Origin of the sequence: Sorangium aterium (assembly GCF_028368935.1) — a bacterium.
GTDB lineage: Bacteria > Myxococcota_A > Polyangia > Polyangiales > Polyangiaceae > Sorangium > Sorangium atrum.
Genome location: NZ_JAQNDK010000007.1, coordinates 137598 through 163124 on the forward strand (window position 1 = coordinate 137598; position 25527 = coordinate 163124).

The 25527-nt window shown below is 67.5% G+C and carries 20 protein-coding genes; 9 read left to right on the top strand and 11 right to left on the bottom strand.

What is annotated here, in order from left to right; all coding sequences use genetic code 11:
* Positions 1-8: 8 nt before the first annotated feature.
* Genes POL72_RS48395 through POL72_RS48405 form a run of 3 tightly spaced genes read right to left on the bottom strand, consistent with a single transcriptional unit; the run spans position 9 to position 2372 of the window.
* Positions 9-1106 carry a hypothetical protein gene (locus POL72_RS48395; RefSeq protein WP_272104012.1) on the bottom strand — a complete coding sequence of 366 codons (1098 nt, stop codon included), beginning with the start codon at positions 1104-1106 and terminating at the stop codon, positions 9-11.
* A 4-nt stretch (positions 1107-1110) separates the two neighbouring features.
* Positions 1111-1836 carry a hypothetical protein gene (locus tag POL72_RS48400; RefSeq protein WP_272104014.1) on the bottom strand — a complete coding sequence of 242 codons (726 nt, stop codon included), beginning with the start codon at positions 1834-1836 and terminating at the stop codon, positions 1111-1113.
* Positions 1833-2372 (bottom strand): hypothetical protein, encoded by a 540-nt coding sequence (locus tag POL72_RS48405; RefSeq protein WP_272104015.1) that lies wholly within the window; start codon positions 2370-2372, stop codon positions 1833-1835. The genes POL72_RS48400 and POL72_RS48405 overlap by 4 nt, the downstream gene beginning before the upstream one ends.
* An 877-nt stretch (positions 2373-3249) precedes the next feature.
* Here POL72_RS48405 and POL72_RS48410 point away from each other — a divergent pair.
* Together POL72_RS48410 and POL72_RS48415 are read left to right on the top strand one after the other, a co-directional pair.
* On the top strand, positions 3250-4437 hold the full coding sequence (locus POL72_RS48410) for an AAA family ATPase (protein ID WP_272104017.1): 1188 nt from the start codon (positions 3250-3252) through the stop codon (positions 4435-4437).
* The gene (locus POL72_RS48415) at positions 4437-6677 is read left to right on the top strand and encodes a S8 family peptidase (protein ID WP_272104019.1); all 2241 of its coding nucleotides are present in this window, start codon (positions 4437-4439) and stop codon (positions 6675-6677) included. Before POL72_RS48410 ends, POL72_RS48415 begins: the two co-directional genes overlap by 1 nt.
* A 258-nt stretch (positions 6678-6935) precedes the next feature.
* On the opposite strand, the gene POL72_RS48420 is transcribed toward POL72_RS48415, so the two are convergent.
* Together POL72_RS48420 and POL72_RS48425 are read right to left on the bottom strand one after the other, a co-directional pair.
* Positions 6936-7457, bottom strand: a complete 522-nt coding sequence (locus tag POL72_RS48420) for an RHS repeat domain-containing protein (RefSeq protein ID WP_272104020.1) — start codon at positions 7455-7457, stop codon at positions 6936-6938.
* Between the two features lie 188 nt (positions 7458-7645).
* Positions 7646-7822 (bottom strand): hypothetical protein, encoded by a 177-nt coding sequence (locus POL72_RS48425; RefSeq protein WP_272104022.1) that lies wholly within the window; start codon positions 7820-7822, stop codon positions 7646-7648.
* Positions 7823-7836: 14 nt separating this feature from the next.
* On the opposite strand from POL72_RS48425, the gene POL72_RS48430 reads away from it, so the two are divergent.
* From POL72_RS48430 to POL72_RS48445, 4 genes are all read left to right on the top strand, one after another.
* On the top strand, positions 7837-7965 hold the full coding sequence (locus POL72_RS48430) for a hypothetical protein (protein WP_272104024.1): 129 nt from the start codon (positions 7837-7839) through the stop codon (positions 7963-7965).
* Between the two features lie 224 nt (positions 7966-8189).
* Entirely contained in the window at positions 8190-8486 is a 297-nt protein-coding gene (locus POL72_RS48435; RefSeq protein WP_272104025.1) for a site-specific integrase, read from the top strand.
* A 464-nt stretch (positions 8487-8950) separates the two neighbouring features.
* Entirely contained in the window at positions 8951-9541 is a 591-nt protein-coding gene (locus POL72_RS48440; protein ID WP_272104027.1) for a hypothetical protein, read from the top strand.
* Between the two features lie 201 nt (positions 9542-9742).
* On the top strand, positions 9743-10843 hold the full coding sequence (locus POL72_RS48445) for a DUF4365 domain-containing protein (RefSeq protein ID WP_272104029.1): 1101 nt from the start codon (positions 9743-9745) through the stop codon (positions 10841-10843).
* A 222-nt stretch (positions 10844-11065) separates the two neighbouring features.
* Here POL72_RS48445 and POL72_RS48450 read toward each other — a convergent pair whose 3' ends face one another.
* The 6 genes from POL72_RS48450 to POL72_RS48480 form a co-directional block, all read right to left on the bottom strand.
* Positions 11066-11818: a hypothetical protein gene (locus POL72_RS48450; RefSeq protein WP_272104031.1), complete on the bottom strand. Its 753-nt coding sequence runs from the start codon at positions 11816-11818 to the stop codon at positions 11066-11068.
* Between the two features lie 330 nt (positions 11819-12148).
* Complete coding sequence (locus tag POL72_RS48460; RefSeq protein ID WP_272104033.1) at positions 12149-12286, bottom strand: hypothetical protein; 138 nt, start codon at positions 12284-12286, stop codon at positions 12149-12151.
* 104 nt (positions 12287-12390) lie between these two features.
* Positions 12391-13401, bottom strand: a complete 1011-nt coding sequence (locus POL72_RS48465) for a beta propeller repeat protein (RefSeq protein WP_272104034.1) — start codon at positions 13399-13401, stop codon at positions 12391-12393.
* Between the two features lie 19 nt (positions 13402-13420).
* On the bottom strand, positions 13421-14830 hold the full coding sequence (locus POL72_RS48470) for a DUF4150 domain-containing protein (RefSeq protein WP_272104036.1): 1410 nt from the start codon (positions 14828-14830) through the stop codon (positions 13421-13423).
* Positions 14827-15900 (bottom strand): DUF2169 family type VI secretion system accessory protein, encoded by a 1074-nt coding sequence (locus tag POL72_RS48475; protein ID WP_272104037.1) that lies wholly within the window; start codon positions 15898-15900, stop codon positions 14827-14829. The genes POL72_RS48470 and POL72_RS48475 overlap by 4 nt, the downstream gene beginning before the upstream one ends.
* 224 nt (positions 15901-16124) lie before the next feature.
* Complete coding sequence (locus tag POL72_RS48480; protein WP_272104038.1) at positions 16125-18035, bottom strand: type VI secretion system Vgr family protein; 1911 nt, start codon at positions 18033-18035, stop codon at positions 16125-16127.
* On the opposite strand from POL72_RS48480, the gene POL72_RS48485 reads away from it, so the two are divergent.
* The 3 genes from POL72_RS48485 (at position 18034) to POL72_RS48495 (ending at position 25474) form a co-directional block, all read left to right on the top strand.
* The gene (locus POL72_RS48485; protein ID WP_272104039.1) at positions 18034-20442 is read left to right on the top strand and encodes a DUF2169 family type VI secretion system accessory protein; all 2409 of its coding nucleotides are present in this window, start codon (positions 18034-18036) and stop codon (positions 20440-20442) included. The genes POL72_RS48480 and POL72_RS48485 overlap by 2 nt on opposite strands.
* Before the next feature lie 2187 nt (positions 20443-22629).
* On the top strand, positions 22630-23391 hold the full coding sequence (locus POL72_RS48490; protein ID WP_272104041.1) for a fatty acid desaturase: 762 nt from the start codon (positions 22630-22632) through the stop codon (positions 23389-23391).
* A gap of 607 nt (positions 23392-23998) precedes the next feature.
* Positions 23999-25474, top strand: coding sequence for a sensor histidine kinase (locus POL72_RS48495; protein WP_272104042.1), 1476 nt, complete (start codon positions 23999-24001; stop codon positions 25472-25474).
* Positions 25475-25527: the final 53 nt, after the last annotated feature.

Genomic DNA, 25527 nt, shown 5'->3' on the forward strand with positions numbered 1-25527 from the left:
CAGTCACGTCACGGGAGATCGGCGACCGAGTCCACGGGCCAAGTTGCCAGGAACCTGGAAGCCCAAGCGACCATGGCGGCCGGCGGCTCGCCTTCGCCATCCCACGAAGCGATCAGCGCTTCGAGCTCGCGCGCGGCGGCTTCGAGCTCGCGCTTGGCAGCGATGCCGCGAGGAGTCTTGGGCGACTCAAGGAGCAGGCGAATCTTCGCAAGCGCCTTTGTAACTTCCTCTTTGTGCAGGACCCCATCTGTCGTCGCCACCCAGTAGGAAGAACCGCTCTGCACCTCTGGCATCAGAGTCCATGCGATTCGATAAGTCGCCGCGAGCACGGTGAGTACCGCAACGAGCGAATCTGTCAGGTTGCTCGCTTCGAGATTTCCGCCTGGTGCCGGCGTCTCATGTAGCGATGGCTTCACCCATGCATGTTGGTCTGAAAACAGACAATCGTAGAGCCTGATCTCACCCGGAAGACCCAGGCCCGCTGACACATCGGGCACGAGCACGGTCCCGATCTCCGGCGGCATGCGCTCGCAACCGAACGTCGCTTCGATGTCGCGGGAAATCCATTCCGCGCACGGCTCCTGTTCCGGCAAGAGTTCGAAGCTAGCGTAGCTCTTCTCGATAGCGGCAGACCTGAGGCTATCGTCCGGGCGCGACACGAAACCTGGATCGAATGGGCTTCGATGAACAAGGAAACGGACGTCTCGAAATTCGACCGCGAACAAGTCCTTCGTTTGTTTCACGATCTCAACCGTGCGCAAACTGTGGACAATATAATAAGGAGCCAGGAAGCTCACATGAAACCAGATCGGCTCACCTGTGGATCTTGGCAGATCGATCGTAAATGAATAGCAGCCGTCCCAGCCGCCGGTGGGGAGGTGTAGCGAGTGATTCATGAGCATGCCAGGGAATCGTTCTGCGATTCGACGCAGCATGGAGTGCCAGCGCTCGTCCTTCGATGCCTGGATCCGCGCGGCCACGAGCCGAGCGTGCTCCTCCGTCTTCTTGCAGAGCTGGACGTCGATATCGCCATCCTTGGTGAGCCCAACCCCACGTGGATAGTATCGATAGACAATGCCGAGCAGCTCATCGATGCTGTGTTTCATGGAATCACTTAACCCTGGCACCAAGCTCTTCATACATCTTGGGGAAACGCTCCCTCATGCAGCTCTTATGCCTCTCGCAGAATATACCTTGCGGAAGATCCCGGCCTCCATTTTCATACAGAAAATCCGCACATGCGTTCGCTACATTGGCGGCATATATTGCCGCCGTCTCTGGTGATGTCAACCCCCAACGCTCGCTTCGAATGGGCATTCCTACGATGACCGAACACGCTGCGTCACCCTCCAAATTGTGACCGAAATATAGATCTGCCTTTGCCTCCTGCCAACCGCTCACGGTTCCATCGTAGGCGACGATCGTAACAAAATTGAAGGCTCGCGGGTCGATCGGTATTTTGCCTGTGCACCCCATGGTCGGAGCGCCGCTCTGCTGGCAGGGATCTGGCGGGCTCGTCGGGCTAGCTGTCGGCGTCTCCGAGCTGTCGCTCGGGCGTTCGTCCTCGTCCTCGTCCTCGTCCTCGTCTTCGTCGTCCGTTTTGTTGCACTGGAGTTTGCGCTCGCTGCCGTACTCCGGCCCGCTCGGCGGCTCCGCCCCGAAGTCCCCCGACGCGACGGAGGTGAAGACAGGAACGGGCGGCCCGACTGGTCCACCTGCACCTTCGCCCTTCACCCACTCCTCGATGGGATAGCAGTCTCCTACCGTCCGGTTGCATGCCGTTAGCATGCAGATGGCAATGCCCACAATGATCAGCAGAGTTCTTATTGCGTTCATCTTATGCTCCATCGAAGCACAGGACCGACGACGACAAGCACGGACACGTAGCCTGGGAGTACAAGGCTGCTCCCGCCGATCCAATCCACATTGGCGCTCACCGAGACGCCGAGCGGCCCTGCAACGTACGCGTTGGTTTGCGCATGCGCGCCTACCGCCATCCCGGCAACGTGCCCACACAATGTACTTCCGCAAGCCGGCATGAAGTAGATCGCAACGGATGGGCCCGCACTAAAATCGCCATTCTTCCAACCATATCCGATCGCGGCAATGGTGCTATTGTAGACACCGGCCCCGCCTATCTGGACTGGGGGAATGATGCTGAGCAGATCGTGAACATTTAATAGGATGTTGCCGTTGATGCGCCACGATAATCCCGCGTGCGGACTCACCGCCAGGTGCGTCACGGTGCCAGCCTGGATCCCCCCGAAGCTAATTCCGGCACTCAGCTCGGATGCGTCTGCCTGAGTCGGAACGACACTGAGCAGGAGAGCGAACATCGCCGACGATGAGATCTGCCGGTCTGTCGTCCTCATCGTCCCCGTCCCGTCTTCCGCAACGCGTGAGCAACGTGCCGACGCGGCCCATTCTTCTGATCACAGGATCGGCGTCAAACGGAATCTAGACGAGAACACTACACGGGCCAGGGGTCGTACCGTCCAGAGCGTGCGCCAGCGGGCAGCGACCTGCGCGGCTCCAGCGGGTGTCGGCCTGCGGGCGCCAGCTGCCTGCCTGCGCCGCCGCGGGAGCGCGCTACCGACCATGGGCCCCGGGCTGCGCGTGTCGGCTGCAAGCCCGACCGGGCGCGGCGCCGCGCGCAGGCAGCGGTGACGGCGCGCTGTGACCGCCACGCGCGGCGCGACACGACATCGCTCGCGCGGCCACGCCGCCCGCGAGCGCGGCGCTCGGCGGTGGCCTGCGCGGTTAGCGACGACGACGCGCTAGCGCTCACGCGCCTGGAACTGCACGACGCTGCTCGCGCGTCTGAGCCACCCGCGATCGCCACACGCCGCGGCGCCATCGCCGGGGAGCCGACCAACCGAGCCTCGCTGGAGGAAGGACCGAACGGCATGCCGGTCCTGCGGATCATGAGGCCATCGGGAACGCAATAAGCGCGCGAGACGCGCGTGCTGATGATGCAGAGGCCCGACGAGGTGATGACGGCCCGGCTGCGGGCGGTGGCGACGCCGGTTCGCGGGACCGATGCTGTGCGAGGTGATGGCGCTCTGGCACGACCAGAGGGTCACCCTCCGGGTGGCGGCCCACGCGGGTACATGGGCCGAGCAGTGGAGGGAGTGGACGAAGATGGCCGAAAATGTCCGTGGCGTCGTCCACTTGCCTTGATTCCACCGAAAATAGAGCCGTACGAATGTGGACTAGATGCACGTCGAGTATTGACATCGTAGTCCACGTGTGACACAACCGCCCGTAGTTATCGGGCACTGGAAGTGGACGACGATGAGCGACTTCGACAAAGACACCGTCCACCTCGTTCGCCTCGCCCTCGAAGGCAAGGTGGACGACGTGGCTGCCCTCTCGCGGCGAATGCTGCGTGCGGTTGCCGCGCGCAGGCCGGACCTCGCCCAGATGGTGAAGAGCGTGATGGAGGCCGCTGCGGCCGGGCCCACCCGAGGCGTGCAGCAGCCTCTGCCCGTGGATCTCGACAGCCGCCTCGAGCTGCTTCGTCGCGAGCAGGTGCCCCTGCTCGCCACGGAGCCGACCTGGCCCGCGCCGGTGCGCGAGCAGTTGGCTGCGGTGGTTCACGAGCGTGAGCAGGAGGAGAAGCTCGTGGATGCGGGCATCGCGCCGACCCGCTCGCTCCTCTTCGTGGGCCCGCCCGGTGTGGGGAAGACGCTGGCGGCCCGATGGCTCGCGGCGCACACGAAGCGCCCGCTGCTGACCCTCGACCTCGCGGCCGTGATGAGCAGCTTCCTCGGGCGCACGGGCAACAACATCCGCGTGGTGCTCGACTTCGCACGGCTCACGCCTTCGGTCCTCCTGCTCGACGAGTTCGACGCCATCGCGAAACGGCGTGACGACGCCACCGAGGTGGGCGAGCTGAAGAGACTCGTGACGGTGCTTCTTCAGTCCGTCGACGACTGGCCAACGAGCGGCATCCTCGTCGCCGCGACCAACCACCCCGAGCTCCTAGACCCGGCCGTGTGGCGGCGCTTCGACCGCGTCGTCGAGTTCCCGCACCCGAAGGCGGGCGAGATCGCCGTCGTCATCCGCCAGCTCGTTGGTTCTGACGATGCGCTGAAGGACAGCATCGGGCCCCTCCCTGCGCTGCTCGAGGGGCACTCGTTCGCCGACGTCGTCCGCATCGTGACTGCCGCCCGCAGGTCGGCCGTCGTGAGCGGGACGTCGACGACGGCTGCCATCGAGCGCGTGGTCTCGGACCTGTCCGAGAAGGCCGACCAAGAGACGAAACTGCGCGTGGCCGCGTGGCTCAGCTCCACGGGCAAGTCTCAGCGCGAGGTCGCGACCCTCACCGGGCTCTCCCGGGACACGCTGCGCAAACACCTCGGCGGCGTGTCCGCTTCGACATCGAAGCCCGCGAGGCGCTCGAAGTCTGGAACTCGTCGAGAGGAGCGAAACTGATGGCACGCGAACACAACTTCTTACTTGGTCAGGGCGAGCGTCTCGTCTCGAAGGTCCAGGTCCCGAAGGCGGGCGGCGATAAGAACGTCCCCTACGACCTCAGCACCGCGAAGACGAGGATCGCCCAGCGCCTCGCGAAGGTGACCGCACAGATCACCCAGCTTCCCGAAGACGCTTGCCCACGCGGCGAAGCCGTCGCCGTCGTGACCCTCCATCCTCGCTTCCTCTCGAAGAGCGACTACCCGAGCGATCTCTTCTCGGCCGTCGGCCTTCGCGCCGTCGGCAGCCGCTCGCGCACCATCACGCCCGAGAAGTGGGGCATCGAGAGGCACGGCGAGGATGCCGTCACCGAGGATATCTTCGTCGCGGGCGCGAAGACCGCGTTCAACCGTTGGGCAACATCGGTGAAGCGCTGGACCGAGAGCACGAAGGGCGCCATCTCACTGAGCCACATCGAGGACCTCAACGCCTTCGATGCGAAGTCGAAGCTGCGCGGCATCCCCGAGGGCAAGGGCGTTCTCCTCGAGGTCGTTCTGCACAACTCGGGCGTCGACTCGATCGTCCTCGACTTCATCAAGTATGCGAAGGCCCACAACGCAGAGCCGCTGATCGCACGCCGGCGAGACGTCCAGGGGCTGACGTTCCTCCCCGTGCGCGTCGATCCGAAGCACGCCGAGGACATCGCGCGCTTCTCCTTTGTGCGCGTCGCGCGTGGGATGCCGACGCTGCGTCCGTTCCGCCCGTCGATCCAGCGCGGCACACAGGGCTTCGACGTTCGGCTGCCGAAAGATGCTCCCGTCGACGGCTCCTCTCGGGCTGTCATCTTCGACGGCGGCATTCCTGCAGCGGCCAAGAAGGCGCTCTCGCCGTGGGCGATGTTGGTGGAGCCCGCGGGGCTCGGGCCGTCCGTGCCCGCGTTCGAGGAGCACGGCCTCGGCGTCACGACCGCGTTCCTCTTCGGGCCCCTCGCGTCCGGGCAAGCGCCCGCGCCGCCGCTGTGCGCGGTTGATCACGTTCGCGTCCTCGACGACAAGACCGGCACCGCGAGCGACCCGGACTACTTCGACGTCCTCGACCGTATCGTCGGACACCTCGACAAGAACCCCGGGCTCTACTCCTACGTGAACATCAGCCTCGGGCCGTCGCTCGCGGTGGACGACGACGAGGTCACGCTGTGGACCGCTGCGCTCGACAAGCGCTTCGCGCACGGCAAGTGCGTCGCAACCGTCGCGGCCGGCAACGATGGCGAGCTCGACGAGGCCACGGGCCTCAACCGCATCCAGCCTCCCGCCGATGGCGTGAACGTGCTCTCCGTCGGTGCTGCCGACCGGCGGGGCGGCGGGTGGCAGCGCGCGGCCTACTCGTGCGTCGGTCCTGGTCGTAGCCCGGGCATCGTGAAGCCGGACGGCCTCGCGTTCGGCGGCTCGGCCCACGAACCCTTCGGCGTGCTCACCCCGCAGCTTCGCGGCGGGCAGATCCACGGCACCAGCTTCGCGGCGCCGTTCGCGCTCCGCTCTGCTGCGTCGATCGGCGCGCAGTTGGGGACACGGCTTGGGCCCCTCGCGATCCGCGCGCTCCTCATCCACCGTGCTCACACCGAGGACCACCACGAGCTGAAGCATGTCGGGTGGGGCCGGTTCGAAGCGGACCCGCTTCAGCTCGTGACCTGCGACGACGACGAGACGCTGGTCGTCTTCCAGGGCGAGCTGCCGGTTGGCGAACACCTCCGCGCGCCGGTCCCCATCAGCAACGTCACGCTGGAAGGCGAGGTCCTGCTGGCCGCCAGCCTCGTGATCGCTCCCGAGGTCGATCCCGAGCACCCCGGCACGTACACGCGCTCCGGGCTCGAGGTCGCGTTCCGCCCGCACAGCGCCAAATTCACGAAGCCGAAGGACGGCGCCAAGCAGTCGAAGCACGCCAAGACGCGGTCGTTCTTCTCGCCGGCGAACCTCTACGGCCAGTCCGAGTCGGTGCTGCGCGACGACGGCCACAAGTGGGAGCCGTGCCTGCACCACGAGGAGCGCCTCCGCTCGTCGTCGCTGTCGGACCCCTGCTTCGACATCTACTACCACCACCGCGAGAGCGGTATGAAGGTCGTCGATCCGCAGCCGATCCCGTACGCGTTCGTCGTGAGCCTCAAGGCGCCGAAGGTGAAGGACCTCTACAACCGCGTCCTTCGCGCCTACGCGCAGCAGCTCGTCCCGCTTCGGCCGCAGACCCGTATCCAGCTCCGCAGGTAGCCCGCTCCGGCTACTCGGCCCGTCGAATAGGCCCGCCCTCGGTCAACGCCCGCACCGCGTCATGCCTGCGGGCGCGCGACCATTGACCCGCCTGCTCGCGGAGAGGCACCTGGAACGGATGACGCTGCCCAACATCCTGAAGTTGGATGCCGAGCTCGGTCTGCGTCCTTTCGTGGGCGACATGTTGGTCGCTTCATCGTTTCGGCTGGTTATTGGGACACGACGTGCGCCGATACGGCCGCGTGTTGTTCCCGTTCGCTATCGTCGCCAGTGGCAACTCAGTCGCGGAAGCCGTACTTGAGTCAGCGTGATGCGTGAGCTGGCCAGCTGGCCGTTGGGACGGTGCACGGTCTGCCGGCTGAATCCCTCGCCGCGCACGCAGTTCTCGAAGCCGAGCTGGCCGGCGATGACCTTGCTGTCGACCTTGCCGTCGTGATCGTGGGTGAAGGTCGCGGTCTTGCCGGTGGCGTCGCGGTGGGTCTCGCTGGTGATGCGGCCGAGCCCGTCGCGAACGTACGTGACCGAGCGGACCAGCACGCCGGCGGGCGTGGCGAAGCGCTTCTCCTTCACGTCGCTCGAGCCCGCGGCGTAGATGTAGGTGATGCTGGCCACGCCGTCGCGCTTCACCCGCGCCGGCCGGCCGAAGCCGTCGTAGCTCACCCGGTGGTGCGCGCCGCTCGGCAGCGTGACCTCGACGAGGCGGCCCATGGCGTCGTGGCGAAAGCGCCAGGGGCACGGCGCCTGCTGCTCGTCGACACCATGCGGGTCCGCGAACGCCATCTCCCGGCGGTGGTAGGTATAACGCTACCGGCGCGAGCTCGCTCGCCCCTCCGCTGCTGGATAAAAACCGAGCAGCCGACCGATCGCCTCATGAACGACACGGGCCGCCTCCTCATCACCGAGGGCGACGGCACGACTGAGGGTGCCGGCGAGCAAGGTGACCACGGCCGCCCGAGGCGTCGGGTCGGTCACGGCGAGCTCCCCACGCCCGGAGTTTGACCGTTGGACCAAGCCGCTTCGCGGCAGCTCCTGTCCCTGCTGAGGGCGACCGCGAGGACGGCCGCGATCTCGACGACGACCGCGACCGCGATGAAGACGCCGCCCTCGCGCCCGCCATCAAACAGCCCGATCGACAGGCGCGCCATCGGCGTCAACGAGGGTGCGCAGTAACACCCTGGGAGCCATGGACCTGGCGGCGGCGCTTGGGGTCGCGAGCGAGCGCGATGCTGACGAGGTGCAGGAGCTCGTCGTGAGGCCCAAGAAGATGCTGCGGGCCCTGCTCCGTTAAGCCTTCCGGACACCGAGCCGCGGTTTCCTGCCGCGGCTCGGATCCTTGTCTTCGCTGCGGCTGTCACGGCAGTCATTGCTGCCGCAGCGCGACTTTTGCCGGTATTTACTGCAAAAAAAAGCGCCCGGCGCAGCGCAGGACTGGCCGCCCGCCGCCTCATTCCCTGCCCACCCTGCCGTTCGCGACGCCCCTGCCCGGGCGCCGCTTCCACCAGGAGGGCAGCGATGGGACAGCTCCGCGATCGAATGGCCGAAGACCTGAAGCTGCGGCGATACAAGCCGTCGACGTGCGACAATTACCTCCGCTGCGCACGGGCCTTCGTAGCCTATCACCGCAAGCCGCCGCAGCAGATGGGTCTCGACGAGGTGCGCGCGTTTTTGCTCTACCTCGCCGAGCAGCGAAAGATCGCGGAGGCGACGCAGCACCAGTACGTGGCGGCGATCAAGTTCCTCTACGCGACCACCGTCAGCCGGAGGTGCCCCAGTTTTCGCGACAAGAGGCGCGTCAATGCTCGACAATGAAGCAAGTACGGAAGCGCGGTGGCTTGGCCGTCCGCCGCACCTTCGACGGGCCCCTTCGTTCACGAGGTCGCGAACGGACAGGCCTGGGTCCGGCAACCTCCCGATGAGGCGTTGCGCCGTGTCACCCAGGCGCGACGCGGCGCAACGCCTCCGACTGCGCGCCCGCCGGCCCTGTCCAGGCGCTCCCGACCCCTAGAACGGCGGCGACCGTCGCCGGTGTTAGACCGATCTATCCTATGGCGCTGGATCGGAATTTGGCCTTGCGGCTTAGAGCCGATCCATGAGATTCTCTGTAGGGGAGAAGACAAACTGAGACGCGCTAGACAGACCTGGGGCGGCGGCTTCGGTTGCCCAATCGATTGATAGTTGGGCAGACTCAACCCCAGAACACATCGAACACCGGCTTGCCGCCGCGGCGAGATCCCAGCTCGCGCAGCTGCCGAGCACTAAGTAGCGGGACAGCCATGACTCTACGCGATCTTACCGACGAACTCCGGAACGCGGAGCGGAGCTGGGCACGCGGGGGACGACGGTTCCTTGAGCAGTTCAGCTCCGCAGCCCAACAAACCCAGGTCGGCCTCTATGTGCTCGTACACGAGAACGCGTCGGAACACGCAATCTACGACCGCAACGGTGATGGGCGCCTGCTCATTAAACCCAACGCGATCGGAGTCAAGTACGGCAAATTCCAGAATGGCTTTCTGTCGCGGCGCTTCACAGACCACAAGCATCTTCATCGACGCCGGCCCGACGGTTCTGAGGAGGTCGACGTCTTTGCGAGTGTTCTTCGATATGCACTCGTTCTCGACCTCTCGGAGATTGATCTCGGTCCGGCAAACGCTGCGGAGGTCTTCGAACCCTACTGGAATGCCATGCTTGAGTCTGTGCTAGCTCGGAAGGGATGGTTGACCATCGGTCAATCCTGGCAGTCGGAGTCACGACACGTCGAGCCAGGTGTCGCATGGGAATCTGTGCGTAACGAACTCGACGCAAGGGCGCCTAGCCTCGCACAGCGGATTCGGGACGCTGCCGCGGTGCTGGCGCGGACCGAGTAGTCGATGTTGTACCGGGACGCCCCTAACTGGGCACGGAGCGCTTCCGTCTTGATACGAAGCGAAGTGTGGATGACCTTTGCTGGGAGCTGCCCAATATGGCATTACAGCTGACGAACGCCTCGGTCGGCGCTGCGCGCCTCCCTCTGGCGCTCTCAGCTGAATGCCTGTGCGTCAGTCGGATTCGCAAGACTCGCGGATGACATGAAACTGAGTGCAAACAAGATCACAGGCCGGCTGGGCGTGAACTACGTCGAGCGTGTTGCGCTGGAGGCCGGCTGCAAGCCGATTTTTATGCCGGAGGACCTTGATACAGGGATCGACGGCTTCATCGAATTTGTCGGCGACGCGGCAACTCTAGTCGCGTTTCAAGTCAAAAGGGGCCCGTCGTTCTTTGACAACGCCGGAGCCAAGCATCAGGCGGACGCTCGCCATCTTCGCTATTGGAAGGGATACGTTCTTCCCGTTATTCTCATCATTGTGCGAGAGGACGAGTCGGAGGCGCTATGGATGGACGTTCGGCAACACGTCAGGGACAGCCCTTCGATCGTTGAGCGCGGGCCCTTCGTGCTTCGTCCACCACGACTCCAGCGATTCGAGTCCGCCGCGCTCACCGGGGTGATTAGGAAGTTGGCAACGCCATATCAGTTTGGTGATGCCGTGTCTGCGCTCTGCGATGCAGACGGAGAGACGCGATTGTCGGCGTTGTCTTTGCTCTATCGGTTCAGAATGGAACGCCGGACACCGTTCTGCTTGGCCGCCGCCCTTCGGGCGGAACTCGATCTGGATGCGCTTGCAACGTTCTGCGACTTCTACAGCCGCTACATGTCACACCCTGAGGTTCCCTTTGGCGCGGATCGAGAGCTATCCGCATACGCACGGTCGCTTCTTGCGGGGCTTCCTCGTTCACAGCTCCTCAATCTTCTTGCCGCATTCAATAGCGACGAGGAGTACGGGGATTGGGACGGTGCTACGGAGATTTACAGTATGAGTGAGGAAAAAATCTGGGACCGCCATGCCGTCGTCGAACGAGGCACAGTTCAACAGGGTATCGCGGTGGTCGTGGGCGCTGCGGCTTCGCCCGAACAGCTGCTGTCCGTTCTCGCCGATTCCGAGGTGACTCTCGGGCAACGCAAAGCTGCGGTGGCCTTGTTCGGATACCTTGGCTACACATGTGACGTTGACTCCGTCGACAATATTCTCGGCCGTGAAACTGATGCGCCCCTTTGCGCGCTTCTGACCTGGCTTCGCTATTGGCTGGTTCTGGAAACCAGAACGGACGGCGATGGCACGGTCACCGCCTAACTCAGCGTTGCAGCTGGCAGTCAACCTCGCTACGCTCGGCTGCCTGCTGCTGAACGCCAAGCCGTCGGGCCGACGCGCGCTCGTGAGAGTGCATACGAGCACTGGCCGCTGCGCACGGGCCACGGCAGAGCCGGGCTACGCGCAGCGTGGCAACGTCGCTCGGCCTCCTCGGAGCTCCGCGGCTGTCCTACCGGGGTGCCTCGTCGATGTGACCTGCTACTCTTAGCGCGAGCTTGGTTGCCCTGCCGGTACTCGGCCCTGGCCGAGCAGCTGGCCGATAGCGTCGTGAACGACACGGGCCGCCTCCTCATCCCCGATCGCGATGGCGCGGGTGAGTGTCTCGGCAAGCGAGGCGACCACAGAGGCCCGGGGCGACGGGAGGGGCGGCTCGCCCCCTCGAAGCCCGAGGCCCGGCGGTTGGGCCCGGGTTGGCGCCATCGCTCCCGAAGGGGTGCGATCGGTGGTCACGTGCCTCCAGAATTGCGGGAAAAGCAACGGATCGCCACGGTTCGCCCCCGTAGATTCGTTCCGCGAGGACATCTCCGGCGCCGAGGCAGCCAGTGCCAATAGCCGATGGATGACCATCGCAATATTCCGGCGCGATCCGGGCTCCAGGTGCGCTGGCAGCCGAGACATCGCGTGGTCGGCATGGTCGAGTGTGAGGCGCACGAGGGGAACGGGGCCTAGCACGTCGAGCACGTGGCCCAGCCTCTGCTCATATTTATCGGCTGTCCGAATCGCCTTCACATGGTCCGGATACTGCTCGGCAAGCTTTCCAGAAAGAACCCGCTCAGCGAACTCGGCGAAGGTGGTTTCCCCGGAGGCACGGGCGCGCGCTTCGCCCCTGCACAGGTGGTTGATCGCGAGCCGGACGTCACGGAGCGCGCTGCCCTCGCGCGCGGCAGCCTGCTCCAGCAGCGGCAGGCCGAGCACGATCCTGGGGGTGTCAAGATAGTTGGCCGTTGATCTGGTCACATCCTCATGAGTGCTTGAGCCTCGTGAGCCTGGGGGTTGAGGGGCACGGCGCCGATCGGTGTCCAGTTGCGAGTCTGGCCGGTCCAGCGCAAGGGCGTCCTGCGGCGGGCCCGCTGGTAGAGGGCATGGCGGGCGGCGAGCAGCGCGCCGTCGCGCCCGCCGAGCTCCGTGCACCACACGGCGGCTCTGGCCCTCCGCGGCACCAGCCCTCCGCGGCACCACGGCACGGCCGCAGCCCGGGCGGCACCGGTGGCGGAGGCAGCGGTGAGCCCCCCGTCGGGGTCGCCTTCACAGCGACGTCGGTGTTTGAGGAAGGGCACCGGGTGGCGGTCATCGGCGCAGGGTCACGACCGCGATCGCCAGGGCCAGCCCGAGCGCGTGCGCGTGCGGATGCGGCGGCTCGATGACGTCGGCCGCAGGGTACGGATCCGAGGTGATTGCCTCCACGCCGGGCCTGGGCGGTGTCATGCGTGTAGGCGCGACAAGACGATTCGCATTTTCACCTCGCACCACTCGCGGGGCATCCCGCGCTAACCACGCGCACATCATCCGATGACGATGACCGTCAAGTGTCAACGGATGGGAGCGTTGTCGACGTGGTCGATCCGCTCCCAGCGGCTGCCCTCGAGGCGCACGATGTCCTTCGAGCCGACGACCCAGAGCGCGCCGCCGACGCTGTCGACCGTGTGCGCGTCCTCGATCTCGGGCACGAGCCCGGTCGAGACTCGCCGGAGGCTGCCGCGCTCGTAGGTGAAGAGGCCGCGCGGATTGGCGCCGCTTGCCAGGTAGATCCGGCCGTCGTGCCTGGTGATCGACGTGAACATCTGGCGCCGGCCCGAGACCGCGACCGCGCGGAAGCCTTCGCGCCGGTTGCCGCGGAGGAGCGTGCCTTCGCGCCCGCAGATCCAGATGCGCTTCTCGTCCTCGACGAAGATGCTCACCAGCGCCGCGGCCGTGACGGGCGGGAGAGCGGTGAACGTGGCGCCGTCCCAGACGAGGATCGTGCCGCGCGTCCCGATGACGTAGATCTCGTCCTCGCGTGGACCGTCGACGCAGTAAAAGACCTTGTGCTCCGCGGCCGGCGAGCTCGGCGCGCGCAGGAGCGCCCGGGCCCGCTCCTCGGGATCTTGCAAGAGCGAGCGATCGAGGTGCTCCCAGCGGCCGGCGCCGAAGTCTCCGCCGACACGGCGATAGACCTGCCCCCCGTCGCCGCAGGCGTAGAGGTGGTCGCCGACAGGGCGGAGGCGCGCGAGGCGCCCCCAGCGCTCGGCGTCGGGCGAGGTGATGCCGGCGCCGGGGATCTTCTCGCGCGGGAACGGTGGCCGCACGAGCACGACGTCTCCCTCGGCGGAGAGCACGCAGAACGAGGTCGGCGCGCCGGGCGCGGGGGTGAAGCGGGCGATCGCGGTGACCGCGACCTGGAGGTCGTCGTAGAACCACTTCACCGGCCCCGCATCGCCGGCATCGTAACGGCAGAGCCGGGTGAACGGCGTGAAGGGCTCCTGGCCGTCTGGCACGCCGGCGACACAGAGGAAGTCCGCGGCAGCGGCCTTGGCGCGGGTGAAGGTGAGCGGCGTCGTCATGGTGATGTCTCCCTCGACCTCAGTAGCGACCGCCCGGGCGCATGCCGGTGCTGAGCGCCTCGTACTGCGGGCTCCCGGCCACGGTCGGCATGATGGTGGTGCGGCCGAGCTGCGCGCGGTCAACCCCGGCGAAGCCCGCCTGCACCGCGGCGCGGATCTGCGCCTCGCACTCCCGGCGGAGGTTGACGACCTGATTCTCCGAGAGGTCGATGATGCTGCCGATGGCGGTCGTCCCCGGCGGCGTGCCGTTCACGCCCAGCTGGGCGATGCTCGCGTCCACGCCGTGCGCCTCCCAGTGCTCCGAGCCGTCGTCGCCGGCGTTGCCCTGGAGGCAGATGGCGGGCCCGTCGCCGAATGACGGGAAGTTGGGGATGCGCTTCATCCCCGCCTCGCCCTCGGCCCTCGTGCCATAACGAAGGGTGTAGTCGGGCACGATGTGGTGCGCCTGGTAGCCGGGTTCGCACGTGCCGCGGATAGTGCTGTATGGGCCGACGTTGCAAGGCCGGTCTCGCTCGCGCGTCACGCGCACGTTGCCCGCTGCGGCGGCGAGCCGCGCATTTTCCTCCTGTCGCGCGCGCTGCGCCCGCAGGCGCTCGGCGTTCTGCCGGATCTTCTCGGCCGAGGGCCACGGCTGCCTCACGAGCTGCTCGAGCTGCTCGGGCGTCATCTGGCGGAAGTCGACGAGGGTGCCCGCCTTGAGCGAGAGCTGATTGTTGGTGCTATCTACCTGGTTCCAGTACCAGCCGCTCGATCCATAGGCGGCACTCCGCTGGTCGGCGCTCATCTGGCCATAAAGGTGCTGATCGATGCTCCGGGCGAACATGCCTTCATTGCCGATGTAATACTGACCGGCCATCTCCCCGAGGCCTGCTCCCAGCGCACCGAGGCCGAGCAGCGCGTTGAGCCTGGCGGCCGCCCCCATGGGCCCCGCGGCGGGCGCGCTCCCCGGCGTCGTGGCCGTGCCCGTGCCCGTGTAGGCCCCCGTCGTGTCGAGAAAGGCGACCTGGACCGGGCGGTCGCTGGCGCTCATCACCCGCGTGTCCCGCACGAAGATGAGCTTCCCCTCGGTGTTGCGGTCGTTCATCCACCAGGCGTCGTCGTGGCGGATCGCGTTTGTGCCCTCGATGCGCACGGTGGGCGAGTAGGTCTTGGGCTCGCAGACGCTGCCTACCGTGCCCGATTTGACCCCGAGCCCGCTGCCCGGCTCATCACCCTGGCACGTCGTCACCTTCGATCCCATGTTGTGCGACCGATCGCCGGTCTGCAGCACGGTGGTCGCGGTGTCCACGGCCGCCTGGTTCTGCCTTGCGTAGATCGAATAAGGGATGGGGACGAGCGCCGGGCCGACCGGCGTCTTGCAGACATCCGGGCAGGTCGAGACGATGATGCCTTCGCCTATGTCGCGGCTGCCCTCGCGCGGGATGCTCATGCGTCGCTCCCCGGGCTCACGAGCCCTCGCTCGTCACACCACGGCAGCGCCGCGGCCTTTTCGAGGCTCGCGGCAGCGAGATCGATACGATCGAAGCCCTGCGACATGGCCACCCAGGCGCGCCAGGTGAGCTGGACAGACCAAGGCGGCTCGCCGCGGACATCGATGTGCATGCCATCGAGGTGGAGGCGCACCGGGACGCGGCGCCCCCGCTCCCACTTGAACCAGGCCCAGAGCGAGTGGCCGGGCAGCGTGAACGCGAGCGCGCCGCCCCCCGGCGTGAGGCCCTGGAGCTCGACGCGCTCATCGCCGCGGAGATGGCCGGGCAAGACCAGGCCGGGGTGCGCGGTCTGGTAGAAGCGATAGTCGAAATCGGCGGGGAGCTGAGGGTGGCGAGTCGCCAGCCAGGCGTCGTCGTAGGTGCCGGCGAAGCGGCTGCGAAACTGCCACCAGGGCGGCACGGGCCCGAAGCCCTGCGGTTCTGGCCGCGCCGCCGGGTCGCCCACAGGCTCGGCCTCGCTGTCGATGGTGGGCGCGGGGTAGGCGCGATCGGCCGGCGTGTGGCGGCGATCGAGGACGCCCCGGCCGATGGGGTTGCGCGCGTCGACGTTGCCCTCGGGATCGCCGATGACGACGCCGCCGGCGGCCGATCGGTAGTCGATGGACGCGCGGGCCGCCGGCTCTCCCGTGGAAAGCCGAAACCCGCCGGCGTCCGGCTCGAACGCGCGCGGCGCATACGCCCTCAGGAAGCGCGTGTATTCCCCGACGCGCGCGCCCACCTGCCAGACGTGCGCGGCCACGCCCCCGGGGGCGTGGCCATCAGCGAGGAGGGTGACGTCGGCCGCGGGCTTGAAAGGGATGAGCAGGCCGACCCGGAGCATCGGTGTCGCATGCGGATCACCCTCGTACTCGTCGGCGAGGATCAAGGATTGATCGGGGGCGATCGACAGCCGGCCTTCGGGCGAGAGTAGAAGCGTGCCCCTTGCCGCGACGACGGCCATGGCTGCGCCGTCACGGTGCTTCTGCTCGAACCCTAGCGCGGCGAAGGGGGTCGCGTTGGCGGCCAACATGGCTAGCGGCGGTGGACGGCGACGCGGGTGCCGTCGATGAGGTGCGTCGCAGCAAAGGCGGTTCGATTCACGGCCAGCATGGCACTGCTCAGGTAGGATCGATGACGAACTCGATCTTGGTCCCTGCATGGACACCAAGAAGGACGACACCGGACGGGACGCCGCGGGATGTGGCTCGGCATGAAGCTCCGGGCTCGAACCGCTTTCTGCGACCGCATTCAGGGCTAGTTGAGATCGATCGGATCGCCGAAGACCTGGACATGCTCGCTCCCATCGACCAGGATCCTAACGCCCTTGAGCGTGATGTTGCCGTCCTTGTCCATCACGAACTTCGATTTGCCGCACGTGATTTCGATCTTCTCCCCGACGTCGATGGTCTGATTCCGGCCAATCTGCACTACCTCGTCGACACCCACGGCGCGGGCGCGGATCATCCCCACCGCTTCGCGCAGGCTATTCAGCACGCTCTTCGTGGCGTTGTTGCCGACCGTGACGTCCTCGTTGTGACCGATCCCCGTCGTCCGGTCGCGGCCGATCGTCGTCTCCTGATCGTTCTTGACCAGCTTGTGGAGGTCCTTCTCGGCTTGCATCCTGACGAGCTCGCTACCGGCCTTGTCCTCGAACATGATCTCGTTGTAGCCGTACGTGGACGGGCTCGAGTTGCTCTTCCAGCCGCTCTGCGTCTTGTTCATGGGCAGCGAGTAGGGCGTCTTCTGGAGGTTGGTGTACACGCGGCCGACGATGATGGGCCGGTCGGGATCGCCGCCGAGGAAGTCCACGATGACCTCCTGTCCGATGCGCGGCAGGTTGGTCCCGCCGAAGCCGGCGCCGCCCCAGGGCTGGCTGACGTGGATCCAGCACGACGAGTCGTTGTTCATCTTGCTCTCGCGGTCCCAGTGGAAGTGGGCGCGCACGCGGCCGAACTCGTCGACGTGGATCTCCTCGCCGGGCGGACCGACCACCGTGGCGCTCTCGACGCCCTGCGCGCGGGGCTTGCGCGTGCGCAGCGGCGGTCGGTAGGGCGCGTCGGCGCTCACGGCGACGCAGGAGTGGTCCCACTCGGCCGGTACCTCGCCGGAGAGCTGGGACTCGAGGACGAGCAGCTTCTTGTCGGGACCGAGCTCGCTCTTCGGGTGCTCGAGGAACGAGAGGACGGCGCCCGGTGCGGGATCGATGACGTTGGTCTTGAACACGATCTCCCGTGCCGAGGCGCGCTTCGCCTCCAGCCGACGCTGAGCGAGCGCCTCGCCCTCGGACTCGTCCGCGCGGTACTTGCCCTGATCGTCGGCTGTCGGCGAGCTCTCGCCCTTTTGACTTTCGAACAGGAACGCGCCAGGCACATAATGGAAGCGCTCCAGCTGATCTTCCACGGGGCCGGCGCCGGAGGCGGTGGCCAGGAGCTTGTAGTTCGCGGGCCTCCGGTGGTCGTGGTCGCGCACCGTGTACTTGCCGGGTCGCAGGCGGCGGCCGACGACGACCTTGGTGACGTGCTCGCGGTCGGCGTCGGTCGGGTGATCGCGGTAAGTGATGGGCACGCGGGCGACGTTCGCCTGGGGGCGGTCGTCGAGGACGAGCCGGCTCTCTCCGCCGTTGTCGAAGTAGAAGCTCACCCCGGCGTCCTCCAGCATGCGGCTGATGAAGGTGTAGTCGCTCTCGCCGTACTGGACGCGGTACTTGCGCTTCTTGTACTCGCCGGCAAGCTGCCGCGTGGGGGAGATGCCCCACTCGCCGAGGAGCTGCAGCACGATGTCGACCTCCGACTTGTGCTGGAACATGCGGTAGTTGCGGCGCTGGGTGGCGAGCCAGAGCCGCGGGACCAGGGTCAGCTCGTAGGTGGAGAGGTAGCGCTCCTCGACGGCCACCTGCTGGAGGTGGCTGCACAGTCCGGACCAGACGCGGGTCTGATTCGCGTGCGCGGTGAAGGTCATGGGCTGGCCGATGACGGCTTCGAAGTCGATATCCGGGTTGTCCGATACGGCGACGATCTGGACCTCGAAGAGCGAGGACATCCGCTCGGTGACCTGGAAGCGACGCACATCGAGCATGTCGCCCGACGCGATCTGCACCTCGACTCGGTAGACCCCCGAGCTCAGTCCGGTTCCCTTGTTTCGCATGCTCGGGTGCGTGTCGGCCATGGGCATTCCTAGCCCGGTCTACCCTGCGCTTGTAGAGCGGACAGCCGATGCTATCCGGCAGCCATCCCTGTCCGCAAGAGGGGCCCGCGCGCATTGTACGCTCAGGGCTCTGCCAGTGCGGCCGTTCAGACGGTCGAACGCCCACACATTGACGCCTCGTGTTGATGGTTGCAGTATCGCCGGCGGAGTGAAGGTCGTCTCCCTTTCGCAGCTCCCCGTTGGCCTGGTCGTGTGGCAACCCCATCCAGGCGCCTGGATGCAGACGTTCGTCTGTAAAAGCACGTTCAAGCTGTACCCCGGTGTGTGTGCCCTCGCGGCCGAGCAGGAGCCGCTCCACCTATCCGACCGCCACTGGCGCGACGACGCGTGCTGGAGTCTCTATGCGGCCTCCGACTTCGTCCCCCACCGCGCCCGGGCGGACGTCGTCCTCGTTGGCCACGCCTTCTCGCCCAACGGCACGGCAGTCCGATCCCTCACTGCCCGCGTGATCGTGAATGACATCGACAAGGCCATCGAGGTCTACGGAGCTCGCAGCTTCACGCAGCACGGCGTCCTCGATCAGAGCTCGCGCTTCACCAGGATGCCGCTGCTCTGGGAGTACGCGGGCGGCGGTCCCGGCACCTCCAACCCCGTCGGCATGCCCCCCCATGCTCGCGACATCCACGGGCGACGCAACCTCCCCAACCTCCAGCGTCCAGGCGCTGTCGTCATCGGGCCGGACGACGTCATCGAGCCCGTGGGATTTGGACCCGTTGCCTCCGGATGGCCCACCCGCCGGCAGAAGCTGGGGCGCTACGCGGCCACGTTCCCCGGCAACGACTGGCACCGTCAGCCCCTGCCCCCGGACCTCGACGTCAGCTACTTCAACGCCGCGCCGGTCGACCAGCAGACCACCGCGCTCCGCAATGACGAGCGGCTCATCCTCGAGCATCTCCACCCCGAGCACCCGCACCTCGTCACGAGCCTCCCGGGGCTCCACCCCCGCGCCTACGTCGACCGCCCCGGCGAGCCCTCGCAGGGCGTCGCCATGTGGCCCGATCTGCTCTGGATCAACACCGACCGCTGCATCTGCACGGTGACCTGGCGCGGCCAGGTCCCGCTCCGAGAGCCGCAAGAGGCCGGGCAGATCCTGGTCGCGCTGGAGGGGCCTTATCAGACCCTCGTAAGTAACGACAGCGAGGGCGTGGCCAGCAGTTCTGGAGTGGGGCTCGCGAGCGGCCGGGCCGGCGCCGCGATGAGCGAGATCGGGCTCCAAGCGCCCTACGACCAGGCGCACGATGGCGATAGCGCCGTGCACAACGAGGATGACCCTGAGGTCTGCACCCTGCCGTTGGACGTGAATCAGGATCTCGCCGTCTCCCGGCTGGCCCTACCGTTCGCCACAGTGCCCGCGGGCCAACCTGCTCCCCCGTCGAGCCCGGCGCAGCGCCTCGCAGTCCCCCCCTTCGTGCAGTCCGCGCCGCCGGCGGCCGCGGTACCCCCGTCGAGTCGGGCACAGCACCTCGAGGCCGCGGCCGCTGCGTTCGTTCAGGCCGCGCCACGAGCAGCCGCGGTACCCACTCCGGCAGCCGCGGCGCAGCCGCCCGCCGATGCGCCCACTGCCACCAGCGCGGCTTCACTGGTCGCCGCGAAGCCCGCGTTGCCATTCGTGCAGGGCGAGCGAGCTGAGCCTGCGCTACGTCACCAAGCAGAGTCTTCGCCGCGAGGGGCGGAGCCAGCAGAGGCTCCTGACAAGGTGCTGCGTCCGCCGCTTGTCGCGATCCCTCCAGCGCTGTCGCCTGCGCTGCACGCGCCGCCTGCGCCTGAGCGCGATGCGAGGTCTCCGCCCCTGACGGCAAAGGAGCCCGCCCCTCCTGCCATGCTCGGCCCACTGGCGAGGCCAGACATGGGGGCGATGGAGCCCTCGGCAGAGGAGGCGCCCGAGCCTGACACCCAGGCGAAAAAGCCTGGTCCGCTCCCCGCGCCGGAGGAGCCCGTACCGCCTCTCGCGGCCTACCCCATCGAGCGTTGCGCAGTCATTGCGGCCAAGCTCGCGCAGCGGCCGGCGGACTGCGACACCATCCTCAAAGCGGAGAAGCTCACGCCGAAGAATTGGCAGTCGCTGCACGAACAGTGGCTTGACGAGATCCAGGACGAGATCGCGCGCCGGAAGAAGAAGCTCCTGTCAGCGTACGACGCGGCCTACGTGGCGGCACTCGAGAAGGAGCGCGGGCCGATCACAGCGGGCGAGTACGCACAGCTTGTGATCTCGGCCGAGCAGGGGCAGGGCCAGGCGGCACTGGCCGAGCTGGGCCTGCCGGATGAGTCGATGATGCGGATCCGGCGGGTGTGGCTGGAGAGGATCGTGAAAGACAAGAAGGCGGCGGCAGCGGTGCGGGCTGCAATGCGGAAGGCGGACGAAGCTTGAAGGCGGGCGCGCTGAGCGGCGGGAGCTTCTGAGGTAGGCACAACCGCATGGGCCTGGGCCCTCCGGCTCGACCGGAGCCCATCGTACCCATCAAGAGCACGTTATGCCTCTCCGCGGCGGTGATGTTGGGGGTGGCCTTCGCCGCGTCGCAGGGCTTCTCGGACCTCGCGAGGTCGTTGACCGAGCGCGGCGCGTCGTCGGCCCGTTGGGCTGCCAGGGGTCGGCCCAGGCCCCGGCAGAGCCAGGACGAAGCGGACCGTGCCGACGTGGCTCGGCCTCAGCGGCTCTCCGCGTCTGTCCTAGCTCGGTGCCTCGTCTATGCAGCCTGCTACTGTCGGCGCGGCCTTGCTCGCCCCTTCGGTGCCGCCGACAGCCCGAGCAGCCGACCGATCGCCTCGTGAACCACCCGGGCGGCCTCTATATCATCGAGCGCGACAGCGCGGCTCAGCGTGCGGGCGAGCGAGTCAACCAGCGCAGATCGAGGCGACGGGTCGGCCGGCGCGAGCTCAACACGTCCCAGGCTCACCGGCTGGGCCCACGTTGGGCCTGCGCCTTCCGAGGGGCTGCGATCCGTCGTCACGCTCCCCCGAAATCTCGACGAAAGTGACGGAACGCGACGGTTCGCCACCGCAAATTCGTTCCGCGAGGGTCTCTCAGGTGCCGAGGCGTCAGCGGCAGAAATGTCTATTATTCCAATTGGTTCCGACTGACGCTTGGCCGAGTCGTCTTCCGGCGTGGCCCAACGCGGGCCCAACGAACCGCCTGTGCAGGCGCCAGCGTCCGCCGCGGCGGGGGCGGGGACGTCGCCCGGGGGCGCCGTCTGACCGGGCGGCGCGCCGGAGGCGGAAGCTTCGGCGCTCGCCGAGCCGGTGTCTGCTCGAGCGGACGCGGGTTGGCCTTGGTCTCGAACAGCTCGGGTCGATTGACTCCCGCGCGTTGGAGGTGATCTCTGAAGCGTTCCGCCCCGTGACAACCCGGCAAGGGGTCCCCCTTGGGCCCGACGAAGACACGCCGATTGTCCGGCCAGAGCTCGCGATAAGCACGAAGCGCCTGCACCCCATCAGGCGATAGTGCCCAGGCGCGGGGGTCATCGGTCTTGTTCTCATCGAGAACAACGGCTCCCCGGTCAAGGTCGACGTCCGACCATTCGAGAGTTCCGGCCTCGTCGGCTTGCATGCCCTCGCGCGTGAGGAAGCCATAGTAGATCCGGAAGCACAGCGGGACCATCTGACTCCTCATGGGGGGCTGATCGTCGTCAGGGTACAAGTAACCCTTTGCTTTATTATTCTCTATCTTCGGAATCCACCCGCGCGGCAGCGGGTTGTGCGTAACGATGCGCGCCGGATAGGCAGCCAGTGTCAATAGTCGATGGATGACGATCGCAGTACTCCGGCGCGATCCGGGCTCCAGGTGCGTCGGCAGTCGAGACATCGCGTGGTCGGCATGGTCGAGTGAGAAGCGCACGAGGGGAACGGGGCCTGGCACGTCGAGCTCGGCTGAGCCCAGCCCGCGGAGGCGCCGTCTCCGTCGGCCTCGGACTCGATATCGGGCTGTTCTCGCGCCCCGACAGCGACCGGGCGCGTCCGCGGCCGGCGCAGCGCCTGAGCGCGCGCCGCTCGCCGGGACGCCTCCCACCGGCTAGTACACAGCTTCATCCCCCTGTCTCTCCGCGCCTCCAAGGCCGCCGAGGCCAGCCAGCGCTGCCTGCTCCGCCAGCGGCACCTGCGCGGCCACCAGTTCCGCGAGCGCCGTCGCCCGCCGAGGCGCGCCGCTGCCAGCACCACCTCGTGCACGAGATCCCTCCACGCGAGAGGACCACCCTGGATCGCCGTGTCCAAGGCGTGGACAGCGACCGCCCACCGGCTGGACGCTGGCAGGGCTGAAGCCCAGGGCTCGCGCCTGGATACCCGGTCTCCGGGAGAGGCACCGGTGTTGCTACTCGGTACAGAGAAACAGAGAAAGAGTGAAGACGGTCGCTCGGTGGGCGGCTGCCCCCCCTCGTCCGGCGCCGGCGGCGGGACATCACGATGGCGAGGAGCCTCGTGACATCGGAGTCGGGCGTTCCCGTGGAGGGCACGACGCCTGACGTGCTGCAGACGCTCGGTCGTCGACACGCTTGCTTGCTGGCTCCGAGAGGGGCCCTGAGGTGGATCTATGGGGATACCCGCTGCACAGGCACAAGGCGTCGTGCGCTCCGTCGCGTGGCGCGACCTCTGTCATCTCACGCCGCGCCAGATCGCGAGCGAGCTCCTCCTGCCGCTGCCCTGGCTGATTGGCTCGCTCGTCGCTTGTCGTGCGGGATGGTTCATCGCCGCCGGTGTCTGCTGGTTCTTCTTCTTTCTCACGGGGCTGCGGGTCGTCCATGGCGCGCAGCACTACAGCCTGGGCCTGCCGCGCTGGGCCCAGGACACGGTGCTCCTCGTGCTGAGCGTCCTGATGGCGGCCAGCATGCACGCGATCCAGGCGACCCACTGGCAGCATCACCGGGCTTGCCTCGACGAGACCGATGTCGAAGCGCGGCCGGCTCGCCTCTCGTGGTGGCGAGCGCTCGTCTCCGGGCCGATGTTCATCCTGACCCTCCACGTGCGTGGCGCCATGCTCGCGCGCCGCCGGCAGCGATGGTGGATCGCGGCGGAGATCCTCCTGATCGCCGCCCTGCTGGCCTCCGCGGCGTTCGGGCCCTGGGTCCTGCGGGTTCACGTCATGGCGATGCTGGCCGGCGAGTGCGCGACCGGCTTCTTCGCGGTATGGACCGTGCATCGCGGCTGCGACGGCGCCGGGCACGTCGCGCGCACGCAGCGCGGGAGATGGAAGCCAGTGCTCGCGTACAGCATGTTCTATCATCGAGAGCATCACTGGTTCCCACAGGTGCCCACCCCCCACCTGCGCGAGCTGGCGAGACGCCTCGATGCTGTCGCGCCCGTCGCTGCCGAGCACGAGGTGTACTGATGCGGTGACCTGACCGGACCCCGCGTCGCGACGGACGGCGGTCCCTATCGTGCTGATCAATTTCTATGGAAAAGGCGAGGGGAGGCTCCGGCCGTCGCGTGCTGCTCGGTTCGGTCCTCGGCAGCTATCAGCAGGCGGCGGCCCGAGCTGCTGGCCGATCGCCGCATGGACGACCCGGGCTGCCTCCACATCCCCGAGGGCGACGGCTCGGCTCAGAGTGCCTGCGAGCGAGGCGACGACGGCCGCCCGAGGCGGCGTATGAACCGTCGCGAGCTCCCCGGGCCCGAGGTCCGGCGGCTGGGCCCGGGTTGGGGCCATGCCCTTCGAACGGGTGCGATCCGGGTTCACGGCTCTCGAAAACCTCGGAGAAGCGGCCTGCCGGCGTTGTGAGGAGGTGGCGACCCGCACCTTGTCGTCCCAGGCCGACCGCTGGGTCCAGATCCCGAGCGCCTGGCCGCAGCTCGGGTCGAGCCTCGCGGTCTTCTACTCGGGCGTCGCTCGCCTCGGCGGAGACGCGCCGCGCGCGTAGGCGAGCGCGGAGGGCCGCCGCTCGGGGGCGACGGTGCGTCCGAGTTGCCTCGGGCGCAAAATCGGACCAATCGAGACCATGGAATCAGCAGCGGCGCGGCGCCCGTCAGAGCTCGGCTCCTCAGGGCAGGTAAGCCTGAGCACGCTCCTCGGGATCGCGACATTTCTCCTCACGGGCGCGGCGATCGCCGTGGCCGCCGCGCTCATGGTCGCCGCGACGACCATGCAGCAGGCCACCGGGATCCTCGGTGACGCGATCGAGAGCGTCCGCCTGGTGCACAGCCTGCAGATCGACCTCCTCCTCGATGCACATCAGATCAACCGCGACGCCGGGGCCGCCAGCGGTGGGCCGAGCTCCACCTTCCACGAGTGGGAGAGCGAGCTAAGGAAGGGCCTTGCGGAGGCTCACCATTACGTGAGCAGCCAGGAAGAGAGCGACGTGCTCATCGACGCGGAGCAGCGCGTCGATGAATACCTCGTCGGGCGTCGAGCCGCCGATGCCGGCGGCCCACCCCCCTCGTCGGACGCGCGGGCGCCGGCCATCGATTCGCTCGCCTTCGACGAGGCGTTCAAGGCCCTCGACCGCCTTGTCGAGATCAACCTCCATCAGGCCCGTGCGTCCAAGGCGCTCATCGAGCGTCTGGGCGGGCGCGCGACCGCCGCCGGCGTCGCGGCCGTCATCTTCTTCATGGCCGGCGCGTCCTTGGTCCTCATCAGCGCGCGGCGGCTCGTCTACGGCCCCATCGTCGCGATCCAGGAGGCGATCGGCCGCTACGGCGCGGGGGACCGCGCCGCGCGCGCGCCGCTCGTCGGGCCGCGCGAGCTCGGGGACATTGCGCGGGCCTTCAACAGCACGGCGGAGTCGCTGGAGCGCCAGCGCGAGGCGCAGTTCGCGTTCCTCGGCGGCGTGGCGCACGACCTCAGGAACCCGCTCTCGGCGCTCCGGCTGTCGGTCGGCTTCCTCAACGACGGAGGCCCGCCGTCGGAGCCGCGCGTGCAGCGGACCATGGCGCTCGTCGGACGGCAGGTCGATCGCCTCGAGCGCATGGTCGGGGACCTCCTCGACGCGTCACAGATCGAGGCGTGCAAGCTCGAGCTCCGGGTCGAGGACCGCGATCTGCGCGAGCTCGTGCAGGAGGCGGTCGAGCTCTACCGCCCGGTCTCGCCGGAGCATCCGATCGAGCTCTCGCTCCCCGAAGCGCCGGTGCTCGTCCGCTGCGATGCGACGCGGGTCCTGCAGGTGCTCAACAACCTCCTGTCGAACGCGCTCAAGTACTCTCCCGCCGGAGGCCAGGTCGACGTGACGGTCCACGGCGGCGCGGGCCGCGCGGAGATCGCGGTTCGCGATCGCGGGGTCGGGATCGATGCGGCGGATCTGGCGCACCTCTTCGAGCCGTTCCGGCGCCTCAAGGCGTCGGCGGGCGCGATCCCTGGGACGGGCCTCGGGCTCGCCGTGGCGAAGCGCATCGTCGAGGCGCACGGCGGCCGCCTCCTCGTCGAGAGCGAGCTGGGCGCTGGCTCGGTGTTCCGGGTCGAGCTGCCGCGTGCGTCCTGAGGGGAGACGCGGCGCTCGAGGCGCTCGCTGCTGGAAGTGATACCGCTCCGCCC